The organism is Streptomyces sp. NPDC059900 (assembly GCF_050270335.1).
Taxonomy (GTDB): domain Bacteria; phylum Actinomycetota; class Actinomycetes; order Streptomycetales; family Streptomycetaceae; genus Streptomyces.
Window position 1 is genome coordinate 1 of record NZ_JBNNJZ010000772.1, and the last position, 3,214, is coordinate 3,214.

Genomic DNA, 3,214 nt, shown 5'->3' on the forward strand with positions numbered 1-3,214 from the left:
TGCCGTCCCGCAGGGTCACGTCCTGGATGTACAGGGATGTCATCGCGCTGCCACCTCCGGGGCGCGGTGGGCGGCCATGCGCTCGGCCGTGCGCAGGGCGGCCGAGGTCATGATGTCGAGGTTGCCTGCGTAGGCGGGCAGGTAGTGGGCGGCGCCCTCCACTTCCAGGAACACCGACACCTTCGCGGCGTCGCCGGTGCGCAAAGCGCCGGGCAGCAGCGAGCGGAGCGGGTCGTCGGCGGCGACGCGGTCGAACTGGACCTGCTGCTTGAGGCGGTAGCCGGGAACGTAGGCCTGCACGCGGGCGGCCATGTCCTGGACCGATGCGGTCACTGCGGCGTCGTCGCAGTCGCCGATCAGGCAGTGCACGGTGTCGCGCATGATCAGCGGGGGTTCGGCGGGGTTGAGGATGATGATGGCCTTGCCGCGGGAGGCTCCGCCGACCTGCTCGATGGCCGCTGAGGTGGTCTCGGTGAATTCGTCGATGTTGGCCCGGGTGCCGGGGCCCGCGGAGCGCGAGGAGAGGGAGGCGACGATCTCGCCGTAGTGCACGGGAGTGACCGCGGCGATGGCGGCGACGATGGGGATGGTGGCCTGGCCGCCGCAGGTGACCATGTTGACGTTGGAAGCGTCGAGGTGGTCGTCCCCGTTGACCGGCGGGACGACGTAGGGGCCCAGGGCGGCCGGGGTGAGGTCGATGACGGTGCGGCCCTGGGCGCGCAGGATCTGGTCGTGGCGGCGGTGGGCCCCGGCGGAGGTGGCGTCGAAGACGACCTCGATGTCGGCGAACTCGTCCAGCTCCACCAGGCCGTCCACGCCGTCGTGGGTGGTGGCGACCTTCAGCCGGCGGGCCCGGGCCAGTCCGTCGGAGGCGGGGTCGATGCCCGCCATGGCGGCTATCTCCAGGGACTCGGAGAGCCGCAGAATTTTGATCATCAGGTCGGTGCCGATGTTGCCGGATCCGATGACGGCGGCCTTCGTGGTCATGCGCCGGCTCCTTGTGTTGGGGTGGAGGCGAACGTGGCGGCCACCGTGCCGAGCCCTTCGATGCGGGCCGTGAACTCATCGCCTTCGGCGGCGGGTGCCATCGGGCCCAGCGCACCGGTCAGGACGATGTCGCCGGCCCGCAGCGGGTCGCCGAGCCCGGCGAGGGTGGAGGCGAGCCAGAGGGCGGCGGTGAGGGGGCTGCCCAGGCAGTCGGCGCCGGTGCCCCGGGAGATGGTCTCGCCGTTCTTGGTGAGGGTCATCGTCACGGCCCGCAGGTCGACGCGGTCCAGGGGGACGGGGGTGGCGCCGAGGACGTACAGGCCGCAGGAGGCGTTGTCGGCGACGGTGTCGACGATGGTGATGTCCCAGTCGGCGATGCGGCTGTCGACGATCTCCAGTGCGGGCAGCGCGAAGGCCGTGGCGCGCAGCAGGTCGGCGGCGGTCGGGTCGCGATGCGGCAAGTCCGTGCCCAGCACCAGGGCGACCTCGGCCTCGATCTTCGGCTGGAGGAGTCGGCCGGGGGCGATCGGCTCTCCTTCGGGCACGGCCATGTCGGCGAACAGTGCGCCGAAGTCCGGTTGGTCCACGCCGAGCTGCCGCTGTACGGCGGGTGACGTCAGGCCGATCTTGCGTCCCGCCAGCCGCCGCCCGGCGGTGAGCCCGCGCTGCACGTGCAGGCGCTGCACGGCGTACGCGGCTTCGATGTCCGCTTCGGGCAGGAGCGAGCGTACCGGCGCGCAGGGGACGCCGGTGCGGGTGGCCTCCTCCAGGACGGCCGCCGCCTTGGTCACGGCGTCGGCGGGCTCGTGGGCGTTCACGGCCGGCCCCTGCGGGAACGGGTGCAGCGGTGCGAAGCGGACATGCGGGTGACCTCCGGGCGGAGAGCGGCGGGGATGTCAAAGAGGCGGCGGTGGGCGTCCGCCGATGCACGACAGGTATAGGCGGACGGTGCGAGCGGCGGCAAAATACGTTCCATGACACGGAACAGCGTGCAGGGGAACATGCTCGACAAGGCGGCTGCCATCCTCGACTGCTATCGCCCGGACGGCGGTGCGTTCCGTCTGACGGAAATCGCCGCTCGCACGGGTCTGGCCAAGACGACCGCGTTCCGCCTCTGCGCCGACCTGGTGCGCCTCGGCCTGCTCGAGCGCGACGGCGAGACCTACCGGCTCGGCGGCAAGCTCTTCGAGCTGGGCTCACTGGTGCCGCGGCGGCTCGACCTGCGGGAGGCGGCGCTGCCGTTCCTCCAGGACCTCTTCGAGGCCACGCACGAGACCGTGCACCTGGGTATCCGGGAGGGGCACGAGGTGGTCTACCTCGAGCGGATCCACGGCCACCAGACCCTGGCACTGCCCTCCCGCATCGGGGGGCGGCTCCCCCTGACCTGCACGGGTGTCGGCAAGGCGCTGCTGGCCTTCTCCGGCTCCGAGCTGGCGCAGGAGGTACTGGCCGGGCCCCTGCCCCGTCTGACCCCGCACTCGGTCACCGATCCGGCACGGCTGCGCACCGCCCTGGAGCAGATCCAGGTCTCCGGTCTGGCCTACGAGGAGCAGGAGGCCGCCCTGGGCGTCAGCTGCATCGCCTCGCCCGTCTTCGACGGGCCGACGGCGGTGGCCGCCCTGTCCGTGGCCGTGCCGCGCGGCCGGTTCCACCCCGCCCAGCTGGCACCCGCCGTGCGGACCGCTGCTCTGGGCCTGTCCCGCGTGCTGCGCTCGGTCGGCGGATCGGCGGGCGGCACCTCTGCGTAGGCCGGCGCCGGGCGGCCGACCCGCGGGCGGACCCCGGCAGACACACGTCCGTGGATCACCACTGCCGCGATCCTTGACGACAGCAGCCCGCACTCCCGCGAGCTCTTCTACGACACCGCCTTGTCCCCGGCGCCCCGGGCGATGAAATCGGTGCGCGAACTGGCCGGGACCGAGCACGTTCTCTTCGCCACCGACTGGCCGTTCACCAGTGCCCTGTTCCCCGCGGCCGGTGACCCCGCACCGCAGTTGGACGAGACCTTCTCGCCTGCCGAGCGGCCGGCCGTCGAACGGTCCAACGCGCTGGCCCAGTTCCCCGCACTGGCCGCCAGGATCAAGGCCAAGCCGGCCTGAGCCGGGCCCCGTTCTACTGCTGTGCGTGCGTCCGCAGGGTGTGCCGCGGGCCCGCCGCACCACCCGGGCGCGCGCCACCAACAAACACCCCCCCCCCCCCGCGAAAACCGAGGAGCCCAAAGCGAGAG

Annotated in this window: 4 protein-coding genes; 2 read left to right on the forward strand and 2 right to left on the reverse strand. The window is 72.4% G+C overall.

Annotation, left to right across the window (positions count from 1 at the left end):
• Window positions 1-39: 39 nt before the first annotated feature.
• Entirely contained in the window at window positions 40-987 is a 948-nt protein-coding gene (locus ACQKIP_RS43660; RefSeq protein ID WP_365862202.1) for an acetaldehyde dehydrogenase (acetylating), read from the reverse strand.
• Complete coding sequence (gene mhpD / locus ACQKIP_RS43665) at window positions 984-1,805, reverse strand: 2-keto-4-pentenoate hydratase (protein WP_365862203.1); 822 nt, start codon at window positions 1,803-1,805, stop codon at window positions 984-986. The genes ACQKIP_RS43660 and mhpD overlap by 4 nt, the downstream gene beginning before the upstream one ends.
• 183 nt (window positions 1,806-1,988) lie before the next feature.
• On the opposite strand from mhpD, the gene ACQKIP_RS43670 reads away from it, so the two are divergent.
• Entirely contained in the window at window positions 1,989-2,735 is a 747-nt protein-coding gene (locus tag ACQKIP_RS43670; protein WP_365862236.1) for an IclR family transcriptional regulator, read from the forward strand.
• A gap of 54 nt (window positions 2,736-2,789) precedes the next feature.
• The gene (locus ACQKIP_RS43675) at window positions 2,790-3,086 is read left to right on the forward strand and encodes an amidohydrolase family protein (protein WP_365862238.1); all 297 of its coding nucleotides are present in this window, start codon (window positions 2,790-2,792) and stop codon (window positions 3,084-3,086) included.
• Window positions 3,087-3,214 lie beyond the last annotated feature (128 nt).